The 21039-nt window shown below is 69.8% G+C and carries 12 protein-coding genes and 2 pseudogenes; 7 read left to right on the top strand and 7 right to left on the bottom strand.

Annotation, left to right across the window (positions count from 1 at the left end; all coding sequences use genetic code 11):
* Window positions 1–4: 4 nt before the first annotated feature.
* A complete protein-coding gene (locus ABT093_RS22585) occupies window positions 5–7138 on the bottom strand; it encodes an RHS repeat domain-containing protein (RefSeq protein ID WP_350567003.1) in 7134 nt (2377 codons plus the stop codon).
* A gap of 432 nt (window positions 7139–7570) precedes the next feature.
* Here ABT093_RS22585 and ABT093_RS22580 point away from each other — a divergent pair, with 432 nt between their 5' ends.
* Window positions 7571–11884 (top strand): LamG-like jellyroll fold domain-containing protein, encoded by a 4314-nt coding sequence (locus ABT093_RS22580; RefSeq protein ID WP_350567000.1) that lies wholly within the window; start codon window positions 7571–7573, stop codon window positions 11882–11884.
* A 128-nt stretch (window positions 11885–12012) separates the two neighbouring features.
* On the opposite strand, the gene ABT093_RS22575 is transcribed toward ABT093_RS22580, so the two are convergent.
* On the bottom strand, window positions 12013–12606 hold the full coding sequence (locus ABT093_RS22575; protein ID WP_350566997.1) for a hypothetical protein: 594 nt from the start codon (window positions 12604–12606) through the stop codon (window positions 12013–12015).
* A 468-nt stretch (window positions 12607–13074) separates the two neighbouring features.
* Here ABT093_RS22575 and ABT093_RS22570 point away from each other — a divergent pair, with 468 nt between their 5' ends.
* Window positions 13075–14286 (top strand): hypothetical protein, encoded by a 1212-nt coding sequence (locus ABT093_RS22570; RefSeq protein WP_350566995.1) that lies wholly within the window; start codon window positions 13075–13077, stop codon window positions 14284–14286.
* Between the two features lie 41 nt (window positions 14287–14327).
* On the opposite strand, the gene ABT093_RS22565 is transcribed toward ABT093_RS22570, so the two are convergent.
* The 3 genes and pseudogenes from ABT093_RS22565 to ABT093_RS22555 form a co-directional block, all read right to left on the bottom strand.
* Window positions 14328–14927: a hypothetical protein gene (locus ABT093_RS22565; protein ID WP_350566992.1), complete on the bottom strand. Its 600-nt coding sequence runs from the start codon at window positions 14925–14927 to the stop codon at window positions 14328–14330.
* Between the two features lie 62 nt (window positions 14928–14989).
* Window positions 14990–15799 carry an alpha/beta fold hydrolase gene (locus ABT093_RS22560; RefSeq protein WP_350566989.1) on the bottom strand — a complete coding sequence of 270 codons (810 nt, stop codon included), beginning with the start codon at window positions 15797–15799 and terminating at the stop codon, window positions 14990–14992.
* 536 nt (window positions 15800–16335) lie between these two features.
* Window positions 16336–16659 (bottom strand): annotated as a pseudogene (locus ABT093_RS22555) (ATP-binding protein); the annotation flags it as partial.
* A 305-nt stretch (window positions 16660–16964) separates the two neighbouring features.
* Between ABT093_RS22555 and ABT093_RS22550 the strand changes: the two are divergent.
* Together ABT093_RS22550 and ABT093_RS22545 are read left to right on the top strand one after the other, a co-directional pair.
* The gene (locus ABT093_RS22550; RefSeq protein WP_350566987.1) at window positions 16965–17825 is read left to right on the top strand and encodes a helix-turn-helix domain-containing protein; all 861 of its coding nucleotides are present in this window, start codon (window positions 16965–16967) and stop codon (window positions 17823–17825) included.
* The gene (locus tag ABT093_RS22545; protein WP_350566985.1) at window positions 17822–18055 is read left to right on the top strand and encodes a DUF397 domain-containing protein; all 234 of its coding nucleotides are present in this window, start codon (window positions 17822–17824) and stop codon (window positions 18053–18055) included. The genes ABT093_RS22550 and ABT093_RS22545 overlap by 4 nt, the downstream gene beginning before the upstream one ends.
* A 44-nt stretch (window positions 18056–18099) precedes the next feature.
* On the opposite strand, the gene ABT093_RS22540 is transcribed toward ABT093_RS22545, so the two are convergent.
* A complete protein-coding gene (locus ABT093_RS22540) occupies window positions 18100–18648 on the bottom strand; it encodes an NIPSNAP family protein (protein WP_350566982.1) in 549 nt (182 codons plus the stop codon).
* Between the two features lie 62 nt (window positions 18649–18710).
* Here ABT093_RS22540 and ABT093_RS22535 point away from each other — a divergent pair, with 62 nt between their 5' ends.
* The 3 genes from ABT093_RS22535 to ABT093_RS22525 all read left to right on the top strand — a co-directional run bounded on the left by ABT093_RS22535 (window position 18711) and on the right by ABT093_RS22525 (window position 20730).
* Window positions 18711–19649 (top strand): helix-turn-helix transcriptional regulator, encoded by a 939-nt coding sequence (locus tag ABT093_RS22535; protein WP_350566980.1) that lies wholly within the window; start codon window positions 18711–18713, stop codon window positions 19647–19649.
* A gap of 110 nt (window positions 19650–19759) precedes the next feature.
* Window positions 19760–20236, top strand: a complete 477-nt coding sequence (locus ABT093_RS22530) for an SSI family serine proteinase inhibitor (RefSeq protein WP_350566977.1) — start codon at window positions 19760–19762, stop codon at window positions 20234–20236.
* 125 nt (window positions 20237–20361) lie between these two features.
* Window positions 20362–20730 (top strand): hypothetical protein, encoded by a 369-nt coding sequence (locus ABT093_RS22525; protein WP_350566974.1) that lies wholly within the window; start codon window positions 20362–20364, stop codon window positions 20728–20730.
* A 21-nt stretch (window positions 20731–20751) separates the two neighbouring features.
* Here ABT093_RS22525 and ABT093_RS22520 read toward each other — a convergent pair.
* Window positions 20752–21021: pseudogene (locus ABT093_RS22520) on the bottom strand (helix-turn-helix domain-containing protein); the annotation flags it as partial.
* Between the last annotated feature and the right edge of the window lie 18 nt (window positions 21022–21039).

Genomic DNA, 21039 nt, shown 5'->3' with positions numbered 1-21039 from the left:
GACCTCATCCAGGAACTCCCTGCATCATAGATGAGCCGAATACGTCAAAGTCCTTCGCCAAGCCGACAGTATTGAGATGGGCTATCTCCGGCTGGGTCATATAGATCCATCCCTTGTGCAAATCGTCGCGACCCTCGCCAGGCGTTCCCCAGTCGTAGCGCTTCTGGATCTCCAGCTTGTAATTCGGGCCACCGGACTTCCGATTCTCACCCGTGACTCTCCACTGGAAATTATTCAATGCATAAAACCATCCAATACTAGACTCCCCGTCGGTTTCGACTGAACGAGTTACATGCCATCCGGAGTCGAACCTATCCTGCCCAGATGTCGCCGTAAGATATTTCTTTACATCCTTCCTGAAGTTTGGAATCTCATTTATCATACTTCCCGGATTAAGCTCGAAAGGCGTTCCGCTAGCGCCCAGCCAGTGCTGAAGGAGCTCTGATCCCACATTGTAAGAATTTGGCGCACCTGGCGCCATCCCCTTAAGACTCAAGCCGCTCGATACTTGATACATCCACTGCCGAATCTTCCTGTCATGCGGACCTGCCTCATGCTTTCCGAAGGCGCGATCCTCCGTATCTGAATAGTTATCCCCGGTTTCTGAAATCAGTGCCTTCATCTTCATTCGATACTTCAGGACATTTAGCTGCGTCTCCGTTGGCCGGTTATCCTCCCAGCTGCTCCCGTCGGGACATACCAAAGGGCCCATGACTCCATTGCCGCCGCAGTTCCTTGCCGCCTCTGCGGCGGCCTTCTTCTGCTCCTTCTGCTCCGCCTGAACCGCTGCCCGGATATCGGGATCGTAAAGTCCGGATGGGTCCGCCCTGTTGACTGGGGCGTTGTGACCGTAGGCGTAGCTGTTCCACTGTTGCGGATCGTGAGTCACCAGCAACGGATCCGGGCTGAGGAAGCGTCCCGTGCTGGGCTGGTACTGGCGGGCGCCCAGGTTGGTGAAGCCGGTGATGTCGTCCTTGAGGCCGTTGACGAAGCCCTTGTCGCCGGCCCACGGGGTGGACAGGGAGGCGGGGCCGCGGAGGGCTCCGAAGGGGTCGGTGGCGCGGCGGGACTCGGCCAGGGTGGTGCGGTCGATGGACAGCGAGTTGGTGCCGTGGTGGTCGGCGAACTGGTAGGACAGCTTGGTCGGGCCCTGGCGGACCAGCGTGATGCCACCGGGGATGCCGTAGTAGCGGGTGCCGGTACTGACCTTGCTGTTGGTGTCGTAGGTGAGTTCGTCACCGCTACCCAGGTTGACGGTCACCTTGCCGGGGTTGCGGCGCACCAACTGGTTGCCGTCCGCGTCGTAGACGTACGTCGTGGTAGCGGTGCCCTGGGTGAGCGAGGCGAGCTTGCCCTCGACATCCCAGGTCATGGACGTGCCGTTGGCCGAATCGGCGGCGTTCCAGGTCGGGGTCCCCCACTTGGACTGCCAACCCGGGGCGTAGACCACGAACTTGCCGTCGTCCTGGACGACCGCGAAGTAGCCGCTGCCGGCACCCGCCGTGGTCTGGGTCGACCACAGCGCGGCACCCTGGATGTCGTAGACCACGAAGTTGCCGTCGTCCTGCATGGTGGCCCGGGCGCCCGGGTGATTCTGGGTGTTGGACGACCAGATCGCCTGGCCGCTGCGCAGCGAGGTGAGGACGAGGTTGCCGTCGGCCTGCATGGAGAGCTGGACGCTGTTGGAACGCGCCGACTCGCCCGACTTCAGGACGAAGCCCGCCTTCAGCTCCCTGTTGCCACCCGGGTTGGTGATCCGGGTGGTGTTGCCGGCGGCGTCGTACTGGTTGCCGCCGGCACCCCACCCGGACCAGCCGTACGTGCTGCTCGTGCTCGCCAACGCGTGCGGACCGCCGGTGCCGCCACCGGTTCCCGCCGCCGTGGTGGGCGTGTTGCGGGTACCCGGAGCGGGGGAGGTCTGGGTGACCGTGAGGTCCTTGGCCGGGTCACCGGCGGGGTCGCGGTTCACCACCTTGGTGCGGTTGCCGGTCAGGTCGTAGGTGTACTCCTGCCAGTAGGCGGCGCTGCCCCCGACCGTGGTCTTCGCCGGCGCCACGGCGCCGCTGGTCGGCGTCGCGTTCGCGCAGGCCCCCTGGCCCGCGAGCGAGGGCGTGGGCTGCTCCAGCCTGCCGGTGTCGCTCCACGCCGTCTTCAGCCGCCCGAGGTAGTCGTACGTGAAGCACTGGAGGTCGGTCGCGGACGGGGTGTTGTTCGGGACGGTCCGGATCGCGGTGATCTGGCCGGCCTGGTTGTAGGCGTACGTGGTGTTCTGGACCGTACCGGTGGTCGCGGTCTGCTTGTCGACGTACTGGGTGAGGACGCGCCCGGTGGGCTCGTCATACGTGTTGGTGGCGACGATCTGGGTGCCCCACGGGTTCACCGTCGAGCGGATGTTGCGGCCGTAGGCGTCCCAGTCTGCCTGACGGAGGTAGAGGTCACCCGCCCCGGACAGGGTGTGCAGGAGCCCGTAGTACTCGTAGCTGTAGGTGATCCGCTCCTCGGCCAGGTCACCGGCCGCGGCCCTGCTGTCCTGGAGCGGCGCACCGGTGATGGGGTCGTAGAGCGCCGTGTAGGTGAAAGACACCTGTCCCGTCTTGCCGATCTCGCTCCCGGGGATCGACACCACGGTGTTCGTCGGGTGGTACGCCGTGTCCATCTCAGTGACGGACTTGGTGTAGGCGCTGCCACCCGCACCGCCGACGTACCGGGTCGCGGCGGCCACATGGCCCTTGGCCACGGTGTCGTAGGTGTAGCCGGTGAGCTGGTTGGCCGGGCTGACGCTGCCGTTGTAGGTACCGGTCTTGCGTCCCAGGAGGTCGTAGGTGATGGCGACCGTCTGGTTGCGCGCGTCGGTGGTGGTGGCGAGCCGGCCCGTGCTGTCGTAGGTCCGGGTCGACACGCCGGTGTCCGGATCGTCGGCGCGGATCTGACGGCCGCGCTGGTCGTAGCCGTAGCTCCAGGTGTTCCCGGCGGAGTCGACCCGGGTCGCGGGCTGGCCGGCCGGGGTGTAGGTGTAGCCGGTGACGTCCGCGTCGGCCCGGTTGCCGTTCGCGTTCGCCGTCCGGTACTGCCACAGCTCGGCCGTGCGCCCGCGACTGTCCGTGACGGTGCTGGTGGCGGTCGCGCCGGTGGGAGGTGTCACGTCCACCCGGTCGGCGCCCGGGTAGGACGTCGTCGTGGTGTTCTGCAGCACGCCGAGGGCGATGAACTGCGAGCTCACCGGTCGGCCCAGTCCGTCGAAGACGGTGTAGGTCTGACCCGGCACCTTCGCGGGCACGGCGTTGAACCGGACCGTGTTCGGGCCCGACGTGTCGTCGAAGTGGGACGCGAAGGCCCGGTTCACACGGCCCTGCGAGTCGTAGAAGGTGTCCGTGATCAACCGGCCGTGGTACGCGGAGATCGCCGGATCCGTCTGGGTCTGGAGCACCCGGCCCAGGCCGTCCATGATCTGGGTCGAGACCGCGTAGGTCTCGTTGCCCCGCAGTGTGCGGCTGGTGATCGTCGACGGCGTCGACGTGCTGTTCACGGCGTAGTCGAAGGTGTGGTTGGCCGTGGCGCTCGTTGCCCGGCCAGGGGTCCAGACCGCCTTCAGCCGGCCCAGCGCGTCGTACGACTGCGTCGCCGTCCGGCCGTTGGGGTCGGTGGCGGTGATCGGCAGGGCCCGGGCCGGGTTGAGCGTGACCGTGGTCTCCCGCCGGGCGCCTGCGTCCGGGGCGCCCGCCGGGGCGGGGGTGCCGGTCACGGTCCGGTTCGGCAGCTCGCCCGGGTTGGCCGAGCCGTACGAGCTGGTCACCACGGCGCCACCGGGGTTGGCGGTGTCGGTGGCGGTCAGGTCGGTGACGGTGGCCGCGCGGCCGTAGACGTCGTAGGTGCTGGCGCCCGTGGTGACCCACTGGGCGTTCGCGCCGTCGTAGCGGTCCAGCACCTGTGCGCCGGTGGCCTCGCCCTTCGCGCCGGCGCTGCCGTGGGCCAGGCCGTCGTACAGCGTGCGCGTACCGGAGACGGTGTTGGCCGCGGTGGCCGCCGCGTCGCAGGCGTTGCTGCCGGAGACGGTGAAGACCTCCGACACCAGACCGGTCATCTGCGGGTTGGCACCGACCGCGTAGCCCGTGCGGGTGCAGATGTCGGGTGTCCCGTCGGCCCTGGTCAGCGAGGACTTGACTCGGTTGTTGTTGTCCTTGTCGGTCTTGGTCACCGTTGAGCTCGTCCGGGTGCCGGTGGTCGTCCGGACCGTCGTGACACTGGTCGAGGTGGTAGCCGGGTACCAGGCGACCAGGTCGGGCAGGCCGGTCCGCTTGTGGGTGGCCCGGTCGACGGGGTCACTGCTCGTGTTGACGGTCGACGTTTCGGGGGTGGAGGCGTCCGCGTCGGCGTAGACGTTGCTCTCCAACACCCGGCCCGACAGCCAGTCGTCGTCGGTCTTGGCGCCACTGGTGGGGCCCGAGACGGTGACCGAGCGGGCCGTCGTGTCGGCCTTCAGGTCGCCGTTCATGCCCTGGTAGTAGCTGGTCGAGGTCTTGGCCCTCGGACCGTCCTGGCCTGAGCCGGTCACCGCGGTCACCTTGGCGTAGCCGCGGAACTGGTCCCATGTGCGGTAGGTGTCGTCGACCAGGGCGCCGTCGTTGCGGTGCCACGCGGCCGGACCGTACTCGTAGGAGGTCACCTGGGCCAGCGAGCCGGCGGTGAGGTCGGAGTTCGGGTCCACAGTCACGGTGGCGACCGGGTAGCGGAGGAACCAGTCGTCCACCGTCTTGCCCGCGCCCGAGTCGTACCACTTCACGTTGTAGCAGCTCATCGCGTTGCTGTCGGCCGCCGTCGGCATCTTGCCGGTCGTGCGCATGCACGACTCACGCTGGTAGTCGACGGCTATTCGGCCGCCCGTCTCCGTGGTGATCAGCCGTATGCGCGGACGGTAGTAGCGCGAGCGGGCCGGGACGAGGCCGTCGACCCGGTTGGGCAGGAGCAGATCCGCGAACGTGACCTCGGGGAGCGACTGCTCGGTCTGTCCGTTGAAGGTGTCCTTGCCGATGCGCTTGACCGACTGGAGCCACGGGATCCGCGTGTTCTCGGCCGGGTCGGCGTTGCGCGAGTCCTTGTACGTGTGGGTCAGTTCATAGCGGTCCACCGGACGGTACACCCCGCCGGAACGGACCGACGTGGTGATGGCGTTCAGCCACTTGGTCGACCAGTAGCTCGGACCGTGGTTGGAGCAGACGCCTTGCTGCACGCACTGCTTGTCGAGCGGTGTGTCCGGCCAGTGCGACGCGACACGCTGACCCGGGTCACAGCCGGTGGCCCCGAGGTCGCAGCGCTCCCCCGTCTCAAAATCGATCTTGGCAGCGGGCTGGTAGCCACCGTTCGCACCGAGCTGATCGGAGAGCAGCTGACCGTAGCCGATCGATTCGAGTGTCCCCCCACGGGTGTACTCGGTGTTGGTGCCCGTACCGGTGCCGCGCGCGTACCAGTTGCTCTCGGGCGCGTACCTGTAGGTGGTGAGGTTCCCGCGGACGTCCACGACGTAGTCGAGGTTCCAGCGCCAGGCCATCTGGCACCACGAGCCCTGGCCCTTCGCGGCGTCGTAGCACGGGTCGGCCGGCTTGCCGCTCCCGCCCGCGGACGGCGAGTAGACCGGCACCGTCCACGCGGAGCGGCTGTCCGGGCCGGTGGTGGTCGGCGTTCCGGCTGCCGACGGCAAGTGGTTCAACCCGAAGTAGTAGACGGTACCCGCGGTGTCGGTGACCTTGAGGTACGAGCCGTTCCAGGTGCCGTTGGTGGCGCCGGTCAGGAACTCGATCCGCGTTCCGTCGTCGTTCTTCAACCGCCAGGTGCACTTGGACTGCTCGTCCTGGGCGTTCCCGGCCACGCAGGAGGCGTCGTTGGGCACCAGCTCGCCCGAGTGTCCGCCCAGCGCGAGAGTCAGGTTGGCCCCGCCCCAGCACTGGTCGCCGGAGTTGGCGATCCCGGCCTTGCTGCACGACTTGTAGGACCGCTCGACGAAGCCCGCGCTGAGGTCCCATCCGTCGCCGATCCACGACGCCTGGGAGTTGGTCGACGATGTCCTGCCGTCGACCGAGGCGGAGTCGTAGCCGAGCGCGATCTGAGGGGCCGCGCCGCCCAGGGTGGGCGGCGACTGGATCGGGTAGTTGTAGGTGAACGAGCCCGAAGAGCTACCCGCCGTCCACGCCTGGCTCGGCGTCAGGGATGTCGCACTGTAGTCGCCCAGGCCGCTTGACGGAGTGGTCTCGGTCGCCAGCACCATCGGCGCCGGCGCGGTCGCCGAGGCGGCGGACGCGCCTGCTGGCGCGAGTTCCGCCGACTTCGACTCCGCCTGAGCGTGCTGCGTCAGCAGCGCTTCCACGGCCGGGAGATCGACGTCGACGACCAGCCGGCTCGTCTGCGGGTCGTAGTGCGAGGGAACGGGTGTCCTGGTGAGACAGTCGGCTACCTCCGGCGTGGTGAGCGCACACGCCGGGAGCGATACCAGCCTTGCCCGCTCGGCGTAGTCGCCACCGAACCCGATGCCGGACAGGTCCAGGCCCACTCGAACCGTGGCAGCGTTCGCCTGCTCGGTGCGCGACAGCGAGACGACGAGGCCCTGCACTCCAGCCGCAGTCGCGACCTTCTCGTCCGCGACGCTCACCTTGACCGGCACGCCAGTTGAGGCGTCGGCCGCCGACTTCGGCGCTACCGGCGCCAACCAGACCGGCAGCTCGCCGGCCTGCTTGGAGGCGCCGGCCACCGATTCTTGGATCTCCAGGCCACCTGGCCCACTCCGAACCGCCTTCGCTCCGGCCGCCGGTGGCACGTCCAGCACCGCGAGTGCCGAGCCCGCCAACAGCCGCGGTTCGTCCTTCCGAGGAACCCAGTTCGGCGAGCCCGTCTCCGGCGGCAGCGACTTCGGCGTCTCACTGCTGCCGGGGACGGACGCCGTCTTCGGCAGAGGAGTGTTCGGCGGCGACCAGATCCGATCCTTGTCGTCATCGGCTGACGACAAGGCCAGCGCGGGTGCGGTCGGAACCAGCAGCGCACCGAGCACGACCAGCGCACTGACGACGGCGATGTTTCGCGTCTTCCTCAAGCCCGGTGGAGGTGCACCCCCTCCAACCGGCCGATCTGAATGGACATGACGAATGGTCACTACAACCCCCACGGTGATTATCACACCTGAAGACAAGTGTCGTCAGATGACTGTGGCGGACAGTAGGGCCTGCGGGAGGGGTTCGCGAGCGAATTGGACATCTTCACCGATGTGACCGAGGTCACCTCAAAAGCAAAACGGTTCGCTCACATTCAAAGCGGACAAAGCACTCCAGCAAACCAGTTGACTCACTGTCGGTAGCTGCGGCAACTTGCTCAGTGACCATCTCTTTTTCGATCTTCACGAATCTCACACGGCAGCCCGAAGCACCATCGCAAGGGGAGACTCGCCATGCCTTCCGCTCCGCCCGGGGCTCGCTCCACAGTGCGCCACTACGCCAGATTCCGGCCACCGCGGCTCACCATCGCCGCCGCAGGGCTTGTGCTCGCTCTGACACCGGTGGCACCGGCGGCCGCCTTTGCGGCGGACGTCGTGCCGACCAGCACCGGCTCCGAGACCTCGACGATCCCGCCCGGCCTGGTGAAGACCATTGCCGACGCCGACGCCGCGCGTTCCTCGGAGAAGCCCGTCGTCACGGCCTCAGACAAGGCCGTCGCCCAGGCCAAGGCCACCGGCAAGCGCGTCCCGATACCCGAGTTGACGGATGCGTACAGCGAGACGGCGGCCACCCCCGAGGGTCACCTCGCCCGCACCCAGCACCCTGACCAGCAGCGCGTCAAGCAGGCCGACGGCAACTGGGCCCCGCTGGACGCCAGGCTCGTCACCGACCCGGCGGGCGGCTTCCGGCCGGCCGCGGCCGCTGCCGGTGTGCACCTGTCCGGTGGCGGTCCCGGCCCCCTCGGCACGCTCACCGGCCCCGACGGTGAGACGCTCGCGATCGACTCGCCGTTCCCGCTCACCACACCCGTCGTCGACGAGGATGGCGACGGGCTGATCTACCCCGAGGTCATCCCCGGCGTCGACCTCAAGGTCACCGCGGACAAGTTCGGCGGCCTCTCCACCGTCCTGATCGTCAAGACCGCCGAGGCCGCCAAGGACCCGCGACTCACGACGCTCCGGTTCGGCACCGTCACCAAGGACATCACGGTCACCGCCGACGCCTCGGGGAACCTCTCGGCCACCGGCAAGGACGGCAAGGTCCGGTGGTACGCCCCGGCCCCCCGGATGTGGGACAGCTCCAGTGCGCCGGCCCCGGCCGCTCCGGGCACCGCGCAGGGCAAGACCGTCCAGGCGGCGCCGGCCTACGGCACCGAAGCACCGTCGGGCCCGGGCCCGGTCAGCAGTGCGGACGGCCCCGCTCCGGGCGCCAAGGTCGCCAACATGGCTACCACCGTCTCGGGCGGCGCCATCGAGTTGACTCCCAATCAGTCCGTCCTCGGCCAGGGGCAGGGTCCCTGGTTCATCGATCCCGGGTGGATCCCGGACCGGCGTGAAGGCAACGCCTGGACGTGGACCCAGCAGGGCTACGCCAACACCCCCCGGTACGGGCAGACAACCGCCTCCCACGGCAGGTACGCCCGGCCGGGCGTCGGGTTCCAGGGCTACGAGGACGACAAGGGCATCGAGCGGTCGTACTTCCAGTTCGACGTTCGCGGGTACCCGGGCACCATTGTCAACAAGGCCACGATGTCGGTCTGGGAGTACGAATCGTCCGCCTTCTCGTGCACCACGTCGTACACCGTGGACCTCTACCAGACCGGCGAGATCAGCACCCAGACCACCTGGAACAACGAACCCGGCATCATCGGCGGCCGCCTGGGCGAGGCCCAGGTGGCGGGCGCCAGGCAGCCGGGCTGCAACGACAGCGTCCGGTTCCAGTACGACGTCACCTCCGTCTTCCAGAACTACGCGCCCTGGCACGACACCGTCACGTTCGGTCTGCGCGCCCGCAACGAGGCGGACCGGATGGCGTTCAAGCGGCTGGAGTACCGGCCGGTGATCGAGGTCGAGTACGACCGCGCTCCCGAGACTCCCACCAACGCCTACGCCTCACCGGCGCCCGGCACCGCGGTGCCGTGGACGAACAACCAGGGCTGTGACGGCTCGTCCCTCGCCTGGCTCAGCGCGGGAAGCAACTTCAACGGCGCGCTGACGCTCAACGCCACGGTGCACAGCCCCGTGCAGAGCACGCTCTACTCCTGGTCGCACATCTGGGACTACAGCATTCCCGGCGCACCCGACGTGGACAAGGGGTTCTCCGGTGAGACCGCCAACGGCGGCAATGCCGCGTTCAACGTTCGCGGTGACGTGATCCACGACGGCCACGTCTACGGCTGGAGCACGCACTCGACCGACAAGCTGGTCGCGATGTCCAACTCGACGCCCACCTGCCGGTTCGGCGTCGACCTGACGCCGCCCACCCTCACCGTCAAGAACATGTACGACACGCTGTCCGACGCCGAGCTCGCCGATCGGTTCCCGCCGTCCGGCAACGGCCAGGTGACCAGGAAGCGCGCCGGTGAGTGGGGCATCATCCCGTTCAGCGCCGTCGACACGACGCCCTCGGGCGGCACGCCCTCCGGCGTGATGTGCGCCCGCTTCTCCTGGGAGCCGCAGTTCAGCAACTCCCCGTGGCAGTGCGGCAGCAGCCTGCCACAAGGCGGCATCCACGTCCTGCCGGGGCGTTGGGGCACCAACATCGGCTACATCCAGGTGATGGACAACGCCCGCAACCTCTCCGCGGTCGCGCCGTACGCGTTCTACGTTCCGTGGAACCCGGACGGACCGCCGCCCGTGTTCGGTGACGTGACCGGCGACAGCGCGCCGGACATCGTGACCACCGACCAGTCCGGCAACCTCCGTTCCTACACCGTCCCCGGGAACCCGGTCGCGAAGAGCCCGGCCGTCAGTCTGGTGGCCCAGGGGCAGGACGCGCCCGCCGGCAACGGCTGGAACAACGTCCAGTTCGCCCACCGGGGTACCTTCACGGGTGGGAACAACATCGACGACGTGATCGCGCATGTTCCTGGAGACCCGAAGCTCCTGATTTACGGAAACCCCGGCATCACCGGCTACTACGGGCGAATCGACTCGAAGGCCGAGCTCGGCAAACCGAAGTGCGTCAAGACCAGCACGGAGGACTGCTCCTGGCTCACGGTTCCCGGGTACAACGCGACGGACTGGTCGAACACCCTCCGGGTGGCCAGCCTCGGCGACCCGGTGAACACGGACCTTGACTACAAGCTCCAGTTCAAGAACAAGAGCGGGCTGCTGACCGTGGAGAGCACCGCGAACGGCGCGGACGCCGCCCTTTGGTACTACCCCGCGACCGACGCCAACGTCCTGGGCAAGCCCGTCCGGCTGGCCGCCTCGGGCTGGAAGAACAAGGAGCTCATCGCCCCGGGCGACTGGGCCAAGCAGGGCCACCCGGGACTCTGGGCCCGCAATCTGGAGCAGGGTGGTGACGGCGCCAAGGGCGACCTGCTCGCCTACACCTTCGGCACCGGCACTGTTCCCGCCACCGACAAGTACGGGAACCCCGTCATCGGCGCCGACGGTACGACCCCGAACGTGCCGACGCTGACCGGGATCGCCAACAGCCTCAAGATCGGCTCGGTTCCGGTCGACGGCTGGCCGACGCTGGGCTCGGACGGTGACCTCACCGGCAAGGGCTCGCCCACCCTGTGGGGCAAGAACGCCTCCGGCCAGATCGACATCTGGTGGGGAGAGACCACCAACCCCGGCAGTACCAACGCCGGCATGGCCTGGCACGTCGGACCGGAGCGGATCGCCGACACTTCGGTCAACCCGCTCTGGTGGGCCCTCGACGGCTCCGCCGAGCTGGACAGCAACGCCTCCAACGCGCTCTACCCGAACGCCTTCACCCGGACCGCCGACCACAACGGTCTGGCCGACAAGGCCACCGCCTTCGACGGCTCGTCCACCTTCTACCGCTCCACCAACCAGGCGGGCATCGACACCAGCCAGAGCTACACCGTCGCCGCCTGGGCCCGGCTCGACGACCCCGGTGGCTACCAGAACGTCGTCACCCTGACCGGCCAGGAACGCAGCCCGTTCTACCTCCAGTACTCCGCGGCGTTCAACCGGTGGGCCTTCGTCCTGCCCGGCGAGGACTACCGCAACACCAACACGTACTACAGCGCCGTGGACAACGACGCTCCGCAGCCGGGGAAGTGGACCCACCTGGTCGGCACCTACAACGCCCCTGCGGGAACCATCACCCTGTACGTGAACGGGCGCACCACGGGATCGGCCCAGGTGCCGAGTTCCTGGCGGGCCAACGGCAGTCTGAACATCGGTGGCTCGACCACCGACCGGTACACCACGCCGGAGGGCCTGCTGAAGGGCGCGATCAGTGACGTGCGGGTGTACCCCTACGCGTTCACCGAGCCACAGGCCCAGGCGCTGTCCACCACCAACTCCTCTGTTCAGATCCACAGCGCCTACAGCGCGGGCAAGTGCCTGGACAACTGGGGTGGCGCCACAGGGACCCTCGTCAAGGTGTACAACTGCTGGAACGGCGCCAACCAGCACTTCACACTGACCAGCGACAACAAGATCAAGGTTTCCGGCGCCACCGACCGCTGCCTCGGCATCAACGACAAGCCGGCCCAGTGGGGCTCCAAGATCCAGATTCAGCTGTGCAACGGCTCCGACCTGGGCCAGAACTGGGTCCGGCGCTTCGACGGCACGTTGTACAACCCGGCCGCCAACAGCTGCCTGGAACTGCCGGGATGGGCCACCGAGAACGGCACCACGGTCGGCATCTGGCAGTGCAACGGCAACGCGAACCAGCGCTGGGTCGCCGAGGCCCAGGTGAGCTGACCGACCCGGTCATGGCCTCGCTCGACGAGAGCCGGCCGAGCGCACCAGGAGGCCCCGCCAAGGTTGGCGGGGCCTCCTGCATTGCTCACCAACTCGACCGCCCACGCCCTCGCGTCCCCGAGACGGTGTCAGATCAGTCGTGCCACTGCGCCGATCCCGGCCACGGAATCCTTCAGCATTCTCAGGGAATCCGCTTCGGGCATGCGGTCGATGACTTCGGCCTCGATCAGGTACTGACCGTAACGAAGCCAGCCGTACCACCGGTCGCACGGGTGGCCTTCGTCCACACGGAGGCAGAAGTACCGCTGCTCGTCCGTACCCGGGACGCCGATCCCTTCGATCCGCTCGACATTCCCGTAGCGGGCATAGCGCTTGTCCGGAGACCCGTCGCGAAAGACCAGCCAGGCCCAGGTCGGGGAATCGAACCCCATCACCGTCTGGGCGAAGGTGGCGACCGGAGGATCCGAAGCATCCTGCACGAACAGGCGCTGCACCCGTTTATCCAGCCCACGCATGAAGGGCGCCCCCGGAACCTCGTCCGGGCTCCGCTCCCACGCCGCCGTATTCGGTGGAGCCTGAAGAAGCAAGCCCTCGCCCCGCCCGTCCTCCCGCCACTGCGAGGCAAGCGGAAGATTCCAGAGTGACAGTCCCATCAGGACCATCAGGAGGAACCCCCCGGCGGCAATTCTTCCCCGACGGGATTTCGGCACAATCCAGTTCATTGACAATCCAGCACAGGCATCGTGGTCGGTTGGTACGCCGAGTCCACCACCAGCAGCGGGACGGCCGTTCAGGCCCGGCCCCAGCAGCGGTGGTTCGGGACCTGCTCGGTACCCCGGAGGACCCGCTGCGCACCGTCCGGGATGAGGGAGGTGTTGGGGCCAGCCCGTTCAGGCACGCGCCGCACCGGAGCGCCGCCATGCCGGACTCCACGTCGAGTGGCTCCTGGAGCACGTAGAGCAGCCGGAGATTCGACGGTTCGCCGCAGGACGGGCACCGTCTCGTCGACACGGACGGAGCGTCGAGCACCAGCTCGTCGTAGAGCGCTCCCCACGCCTGGTGCTGGTCCACCTGAGGGGCCTCCGTTCGAGCGGTCGGGATCGGATCGGATCGGATCGCGGAGGAACAGTTCCGGGCGGCCGGTCCGGGGGCCCTTGTCAGGGGTGGTCGCCGAGGGGACCATGGCGGGCATGGAGGTGGGGGCGGGGGCTGCGGCCAGGCGGGTGCTCCGGGAGGAGGACGAGCTGGTCTGCCGGCGGCTGTACGGACTTCTGGCGAACCGTGCGCAGGAGGCGCGCGAGGTCACCGCGTACCTCCGGCCGTGGCGCCGGGACGGTATCGGGCTGCTGGGGCGGCCGAAGCCGGACGCCGTCAACGCCGTCCGGCGCGCCTGCCGGTGGGCGCTGCGCGACCAGATGCCGCCCGGGTACGACGCCGTCGTCTACCGCTACACCTTCGACGGATCGTGGTCCGACGGGGCGCTGTTCGCGCTCTCGGCGCTGGACCGCCAGCGCTTCCAGGCGGCGAGCGCCGGTATCGCCTCGCGCCGGGAGTTCGAGGCCGCGCTGAACACGGCCCTCCACCGTGCCCAGTGGATCGCCGAGCTGTGCTCCGGGCTGGCCGTCGAACGGCCGGTGCTCGACATCCCCGCGGAGCGGAACCCGCCGCGCCACGGCCTGCTGCGGCACGGCATCGTCGGGCGCGCGCTGTGCGAGGAGATCGCCGAACAGCGCGCCGCCGGCGAGGCGTTGCGCCACGCGGCGGCCGCCGGGCACCCGGTGGTGCCCGCGATCCGGGCCTGGGTGGCGGCGACCGCCGGCGTCCTCGACCGGGGCCTCACCGACGAGGACGCCGGCCAGGGCCTGCGGCAGCTGACCGACGGGCTGCGGCACTGCGTCAGACGGACCGTCCCCCACCCGCCGGCCGCGGCCGGCGCCTACCTCACCCTCGGCCTGGAATACCTAGAGAAGCTGGAGCAGCGGATGCCCGACCACATCGAAGCCTCCGGCCAGGGCCCGCAGCCCGCGCCGGTCACCGTCCACGGCAACGTCGGCGCGATCAACAGCCAGGTGACGGGCAGCAGCATCGTCGTGGCCGAGACGGTCCGCGGCATCGAGGTCAGCATCGGCGCCCTGGACCGCGACGGCCGAGGCGACCTCGCCACCGCCCTCCAGCAGCTCACCGCCGCCGTCCAGTTGGAGCGCGCGTTCGCCGAGGACCTGCGCGCCCGGCTTCTCGACCACGTCGCCGACGTCGCCGAAGCCGCCGCCGAACCCGACCGGCCCCGCGCCCTCAGCCGCGCCCGCCTCGCCATGGCCGCCCTCACCGGCGCCGCCGCCACCTCCTCCCAGCTCGCCCAGACCCTCACCACCTGGCACGACGTCTTCAACCGCTTCGCCTGAGCGAGCCGAGCCGGGCCGGGTCGGGTCGGGCCGGACGCGGTCTACTCGACGAAGTCGCGCCAGAAGGCGACGGTGGCGACCGGATCCCAGCCGGCCGGGAACCGGTAGGCGGCGTCGAACTCACGGGAGACGTAGTCCGCGAGGTCCTCGCCGTAGGAGATGATGTCCGTCCCCCAGACCGACAGCACCGGGTGGCCGTGGGTCCCGCTGCCGGCGGGGAGGAAGCGGTGGCCGTAGAGGGGGACGAGCCGGGGCACCCCGGCCAGCCGCTGTTCGGCGACCGACCGGGCGGCGGCCGGGTCGGCGGGCCGCTCGCCCCAGGATTCGTGCCAGTAGCCGTGGTCGACCGAGGAGAGCACTCCGCCGGCGGGCAGGGCGAGGCGGCGGCGGAGGTCGTCGGGGTCGCCGTTGCGCCAGTCCGGCCAGGGCTGCTTCCAGGTGGCACCGTCCTGCGGCGGCGAGGCGACCGGCAGCCCGGCGGCCAGGAAGGCGCGGTGGTCGTCGGCGAACCGGAAGCCGTACGAGGCCTCGATCCGGTCGAACTCCTCGCCGGAGAGGCCCGGCTCGATGGTGCAGCAGTCCGCGTCCCGCAGGCGGCGGGCGGCCTCGGCCCCGAGACGGGCCGCGTCGTTGCTGATCATGCTCGGACTGTAGCCAGACGACACCGGCGCGCGCCAAGGATTTCGCGCCCCCGTGATGGGGTTCACCCCAGGGCGCGGGGGAGGGTGGTGCGGACCCATGCCTCGGGTTCGGACAGATGCGGAGCGTGACCGGCGTGGGCGTAGACGTGGCGTTCGGGCTTGGGGAGGGAGAGGTCGATCAGGTCGAGGATCTCGCCGTACATGGGCTCGCTGTCGTCGCTCTGGGTGAGCAGGACGCGTTCGGTGAAGCGGTTGAGGGCGGTGAGGTCGAGGTCGAGGGCGTCCGGGTCGCGCAGTTCGTCGAGGTAGGTCGGCGCGTTGCGGATGTAGGTGTGCCGGACGGGCGCGGGGAGCTGCTCCCACGCCCCCGGGCCGAGGGCGATGGTGTCGACGTAGCGCTCGGCGCCGGCCGCCGATTCGGCCTGTTCGAGGAGTTCGCGGACGGCCGAGATCCGTTCGGCGAAGGCGACGCCCAGCGGGCGCAGCTCCGGATCGGCGAGCAGGGTGCCGGTCGCCGGGGGTTCGTGGACGGCCACGCCGCGCAGCAGGTCGGGGCGGGCGGCGGCCAGCCGGAGCGCGATCAGGCCGCCGTAGGAGTCGCCGCAGACGTAGGCGGGCGCGAGGCCCAGGCCGACGATCAGACCGGCCAGGTCGGCGGCGTCCTCGTACACGGAACCCTGGGTGAGCAGGTCCTCGCTGCGGCTGTGCCCGCGCCGGTCGTAGGCCACCGCGGTCGTCTCCTCGGCGAGCCCCGGCAGCACCCGCGACCAGCTGTCGGCGTCCGTCCACGACCCGTGCACCAGCACCAGTCCCGGCCCGGCACCCCGGGTCTCGTAGTACAGCGACACCCCGTTCACCCTGATCTCGGCCATCGCGAGCCTCCCGACCTCGGTCGTGCACCGGCACCGCCCCATCCACCAGCGTGACACACCCCCGCCACCCCGGTCGGATGAGCGGACCGAAGAGCCCCCGGTCCCCGTGGCCGAGCCAGGAGGCGGTCACGGAGGGCAGCGGCCGCTCCGCCGTCGACTCGTCGTACGGCAGCACGGCGGTGGGCGCGAACCACCCCTCACCGGGGTCGATCCGCAGCACTTGATGTCGGTGTCGGCGAGGAGGAGGTGGCTGCTGCCGGGCCCGAGGTTCACGCAGAGCCGCCGGCGGGCCCCTTCTCGCGTTCCCGCTACGGGAGCGGCTGGTGGTTGTCGACGTGCAGCAGGCCGAGGCGCAGGCCGGAGGCGGGGTCGCGAACCGCTCCGGGTAGCCGTCCGGGAGCGGCTGCCAGGCGTCGTCGGGGACGACGACGGTGGTCTCGCACCCCGGCCGGAGGGTGAGGCGTCGGACGCCCGCCATCTCCCAGCGCGCGTGCAGCCGGGCGGGGTCTGGAAGGCGATGGCGGCGGGGTGCATGGTCAGCGACTCCGGAGCGGTGGTGGCGGACTGGCGTCGGGGGCGAGCAACACCCGTACCCACACCCGCTTTCCGGTGCCCCGGCGGACGACGACGCCGAAGTCGAAGGCGAGTCGGCGGACCAGGTCGATGCCGCGCCCGCCCTCGTGAAGCCGGTGCGGCCGGCGCTCCCGGCGCTCCCGCAGCGGGAGGTCGGGGCGCGGGTCCCAGACTTCGAGGCGGCAGTCGCCGTCGAACTCCTGGAGGTAGAGCCGGACTTCGCCGTGGCCCTGGCAGGCGTGGACGACGGCGTTGGTGACCAGCTCGGAGGCGATGAGAACGAGGTCGTCGACCCGCTCGCCGGATCATCCCCAGGAGGTGAGCCGGTCACGGATCTGGTGGCGGGCGGCCCGCACCGAGGTGCCGTGCTCGGTGAGGGAGGTCTCCCAGGTGCGGAGGACAGGTCTACTCAAAGTGGACATGGCGAGGCCCCTTCAGGAGCGTGTCCGTTCGGTCACGTTGAGTGTGGGGCATCCGAGATCGAAACTGCAACAGCATTACCAGAAGAAATTAATTGATCTTGAACCGGACTTGAGCGCACGGCCTCGATCTGGTGAGACTGGACATCCATACCCGAAGGGAGGGGCACCACTTGAGCAAGCAACTGTCGGCGATCAGGCAGATCCGTCTCGGCGACGAGCTGCGCGCCTGGCGGCTGGAGAACAACAGGACCCTCGTCGACATGACGGAGGGCCTGAAGGGTTGGAGCCCCGGTCGGCTGAGCAGAATCGAACGAGCGCAGCAACAGATCGCCCGCGCCGACCTCACCAAGCTGCTCGACCACGCCGGTGTCACGGGTCAGGATCGTGAGGACCTGGAGAGTCTGCTCGGAGACGGCCCGCCCAAGCAGTGGTGGCGCGACCTGGACTACGCGGAAACCATCACGCCGGCCTTCGCCGAGTACCTGGCGTTGGAAGCCGACGCATCCCACATACAGAACTACTTCCCGTCCGCGTTCCCCGGTCTCGTCCAGACCGAGGGATACGCGCGCGAGATGATCGCGGCGGGCGTCGATGCACCCAATGACGAGCTTGTCGAGGCCGGAGCCGAGGTCCGCGTCCTGCGTCAACGAAGGCTGACCGAGGATCCGACACTCGACTTCAAGGCCTACTTCGGCGAGGTCGCTCTGCTCATCGCGGGCGACCAAACGGTTCTGGCCGACCAGATCCGGCATGCGATCGAGGTCGCCAACTACCCGAATGTGACCCTGCGCATGGTGCCGCTGAGCGCCGGACGGCCCGGCGTTCTGGCCTCGGGAATTACCCTCATGCACTTCCCTGACGACCATTCCGACGGCTTCGTCTTCGTGGAAGCCATCGGCGGTATGCTCCCCAGGCGAACGGGACGCGACGTCAAACGGGCCGAGAGGACCTTCGTGCGCGTCGAGCAGTTCGCGTTGTCGCCGGAAGACACCATCGCCGCCCTCGAACGCAAGCTGGAAGAGCTGACGTGAGCAAGAAGCACGACCCCTACAACCACAACCCCGCCGAAGCCTCCTGGACCAAGTCCCCCTTCTCTGCCGAAGGCAACGGCGACTGCGTGATCATCGCCCGCTTTCCCAACGGCGACGTCTGGCTCGGCGACGACAAGAACCCCACCCGGCCCCACCTCGCCTTCGACCACGCCGAGTGGGCCGCCTTCGTCAAGGCCATCGAGAACCACTCCCCCGACTTCACCGCCTGACCCGGAGTGGGAAGTCGGCCCCGCCGACTTCCCACTCCCTCGCCTCACCGCTCCACGGGCTCCAGCCTCAGCCGCCGCGCCCGCCACGGAGGCGACTCCGCCGGGCCGAACCACACCCGCACGTCCTCGCCCTCCCGCACCGGCAGGGCCGGGAAGTCGTTCACCGCGTGCTCACTGCGGTGGAGGGCGTGCGACGGGGCCAAGTGGCGGGCGGCGTAAGCGTCGAAGGCCTCCGCCTCCGCAGGGTGGCAGACGGTCGCGAGCACCTCGCCCGCACCGCGCACGGGCGTGAAGCCCGGCCCCCGCAGCAGCAGCACGTCGTCGCTGTCCACCATCGTCGCGTTCGCCGCCTCCCGGTGCGCCCGCCAGACCGGGCCGCCGTAGAAGGCCTCCAGCGACCGCCGACGGCTCGCCATGTCCGGGAACGCCCGCAGCCACACGAAGCGGTCGGGGTCGTCCAGGTCACGGAACCGCCCGCCCACCGCGATGCCGGCGGCCTCCTGTCCTCCCACGAACTCGCGCTCGAACAGCTCGATCAGCGTCTCGCGCGCCCCCGGGTGCAGGGTGTACTGACGGAGTTCAACGATCATCATGCGCCGCAGGCTAGCCACGCTCCACTGACACCTCCTGTCAGCAGAACCGGATACTTCTCCCCATGCGCGCGAGCCGACTCCTCACTCTCCTCCTCCTGCTCCAGAACCGCGGTCGGATGACCGCCCAGCAGCTCGCCGCCGAACTGGAAGTCTCCGTCCGCACCGTCTACCGGGACGTCGACGCCCTCGCCGCCGCCGGGATCCCGCTGTACGGCGCCGCCGGACACGCGGGCGGCTACCGGCTCGTCGACGGCTACCGCACCCGCCTGACCGGGCTCACCGGCGAGGAGGCGCAGGCGGCGTTCCTCGCCGCGCTCCCCGGCGCCGCCGCGCAGCTCGGCCTCGGCGAGGCGCTCGCCACCGCCCAGCTCAAGCTGCACGCCGCCCTCCCCGCCGAGCCGCGCGCGCACGCCGGGCGGATCCGCGAACGCTTCCTGCTCGACGCGCCCGGCTGGTACGGCGACGCCGACCGCGCGCCGCACCCGCACCTCGGCGAGGTCGCCGGCGCCGTCTGGGAGCGGCGGGCGCTCCTGCTGCGCTACCGGCGCTGGCGGGCCCCGGAGGAGATCGAGCGGCGGGTGGAGCCGTACGGACTCGTGCTCAAGGCCGGCCGCTGGTACCTGGTCGCGGGCGGGGCGGCCGGCCCGCGCACCTACCGGGTGGACCAGATCCTCTCCCTCCGCCGCCTCGACGAGGAGTTCACCGCCCCCGACGGCTTCGACCTCCCCGCCCACTGGCGCGCCCACCTCGCCGACTTCCGGGCCCGGCTGCACACCGGCGAGGCCCTCGTCCGGGTGACGGCCGAGGGCGCGCGCCGGCTCGGCGTCATCCCTTCGGGCGAGGGCGGCTGGACGCAGGCGCGGGTGCCCATCGAGTCGGTCGAGCACGCGCACGGGGAGTTCCTGCGGCTCGGCGCCGAGATCGAAGTCCTGTCCCCTCCCGAACTCCGCGACCGCATCGCCGCGACCGTCCGCACGCTCGCCGCCCGCTACCAGGACTGACCGGTCACCGACCGCACCGGACCGCGGCACAGGAAGTCGGACCGGCCGACTTCCCACTCCGATCCGCCGGCGAGCCGTGACCGGTCCGGCGGCGGATCGTTGCGTCGGGCGTGAAGACGACCCGAGCCCTCGCCCTCCTCGCGACCGCCCTGTTCACCGCCGGTTTCGCGGGCACCGCCAACGCCATCACCCCCGTCCCGTTCCCCGCCCCCGGCACCGGCGTCACCTCCTCCGCGCCCGCCGCACCGGCCACCGCGCCCGCCGCCGCGCAGGCCGAGGCCAGTCTCAGGCTCACGGTGACACACGGCCGGACCCCGACCTCCGGTACGCCCCACGTCGCCATCCTCGACTGCCCGCCGGACAGCGTCACCACCCACCCCGACCCGGTCACGGCCTGCCGCCTGCTGGAGTCCGTCAACGGCGACCTCGACCAGCTGAACGTCAACCCGGGCGTCTGCACCGACCTCTACGACCCGTACACCGTGACCGCCACCGGCACCTACCGGGGCCGGCCGTTGTCGTACCAGCACACCTACGGCAACCACTGCGTCCTGCTCCGCACCGCCGGCGCGTTCTTCGACTTCTGACCCGACCCCGGCCGGCCCGGCTCCGGTTGACCGACCCGGACCGACCGACCCCGCCGACGGCCGGGGAGCGCGACCTGGAATGCTCTCCTCGGCCGTCGTGGTCGTGACAGGAGCGGGGGAAGAGCATGGAGACCGGGGAGATCGACGCGTACCTGCGGGCGCGGGACGAGCGGGCGTGGCAACGCGCCTACCGTGCACAGGGGTGGGGGGTGCACGCGCTGGGGCTGCTGGCGCTCGCCGTGTGGCTGTGGGCGGTCGGGCTGGCCTTCCTCCCGCTCTCCCACACCTACCCGAACGGCTACAGCGTGCACTGCGGTTCGCCGGTGTTCTTCGACTTCACCTCGAGCGGCGAGGACATCGACACGTGCGCCGGCTTCGCGAAGAACCGGATGCGCGACGCGTTCGGCATCGGGCTGGTGACGCTGCCGCTCTCGGTGGGCTGGCTCTGGCGGTCGGTCGGCATGCGCGTCCAGCGGGTGGCGGGCCGGCTCTGACGGGCGGCCCCCGGCACCTCGTCAGAAGGACCGGCCCGCCCCCTCCGGGACCGCCGGCGAGCGGAAGGCGCGGCGGTACTCGGTGGGGGTGACGCCGACGCGCGCGGTGAAGTGACGCCGCAGGTTGGTGGCGCTGCCGAGGCCGCCGCGCTCGCCGATCCGCTCCACCGGCAGGTCGGTGGCCTCCAGCAGGGACTGCGCGCGGGCGAGGCGCTGGTTGAGCAGCCACTGGAGCGGGGTGGTCCCGGTGGCGGCCTGGAGCCGGCGGAAGAAGGTGCGCGGGCCAGCCCCGGGAACCGCCGGATCGCC

Origin of the sequence: Kitasatospora sp. NPDC002551 (genome assembly GCF_040296005.1) — a bacterium.
Taxonomy (GTDB): domain Bacteria; phylum Actinomycetota; class Actinomycetes; order Streptomycetales; family Streptomycetaceae; genus Kitasatospora.
The sequence above is the reverse complement of the archived record's forward strand: the minus strand, read 5'-3'. Positions and strand labels throughout refer to the sequence as shown.